1 protein-coding gene and 1 pseudogene are annotated in these 780 nt (G+C 64.5%); one reads left to right on the forward strand and one right to left on the reverse strand.

The features are described from left to right. The coding region (locus tag ACYVDE_RS24895) for a hypothetical protein (RefSeq protein ID WP_460504201.1) at positions 1–203 on the forward strand (203 nt) is incomplete at its 5' end. Between the two features lie 184 nt (positions 204–387). On the opposite strand, the pseudogene ACYVDE_RS24900 reads toward ACYVDE_RS24895, so the two are convergent. After that, a pseudogene (locus tag ACYVDE_RS24900) lies at positions 388–780 on the reverse strand (1-aminocyclopropane-1-carboxylate deaminase/D-cysteine desulfhydrase); the annotation flags it as partial.

Genomic DNA, 780 nt, shown 5'->3' on the forward strand with positions numbered 1-780 from the left:
CCGCCGCGAGCGTGGTGGCCGCCCGCTACCACCGGCAGCTGGCCCGCGTGCTCACCACCAGCCAGTACGGCAACCTGGTGCTCTTCGGCGGCGCCCTCGAAGCCCTGCAGCACCGCCGCAGCCAGCAGCAGGTGAATGCTTACTGGACGCGTAAAGCACTGGCCGCCGCTCCCGTGCGCTACGCAGTAGCTGAGCCCCAGTAGGCAACCGCGGCAACCCTCGACGGCCATCGAGATGCGGCCGATGAGGCAGTGTGTCGAAGTCGAATACTCCGAAGCCCGCATTTCGCGGGTGCCTTCGTCGTTCCTTCGAGGCCCCTTCGAGCGGCGCTTTGCGGATGGAATTTGTTAAAAGTTAGTTTTTTCCGAGAGGCTGGTTCTCGTAGCCTCACTCGCTTAACGCACCAAACCTGGCCTCCCAGCCCGCCCACGCCTGCTGCCCGCCGGTGTGGATGGCTACCACCGTGCTACCGGGTGAAAAGTGGCCGCGCCCAATCAAATTGAGTACGCCAAAGAGCAGCTTGCCGGTATAAATCGGGTCGAGCAGCACCCCGTGCCGCTGCCGAAACTGCGCGATAAAAGCCAGCAGCTCGGCCGAATATTTGGCGTAGCCGCCGAAATGGTAGTCGGTTTGCAGCACGTAGTTAAGGCACCGCCGCCCGGTGGCCACTTGCGTCAGCGCATCAATTTCCGCCCGCAAAAAGCCGCCGTTTTTCAGCGCCGCCACGCCCACAGCCTGCTCGGCCCCGGCCAGGCCGGTGAGCAGGCCCGCCAGCGTGCC

Source organism: Hymenobacter agri (assembly GCF_054778495.1).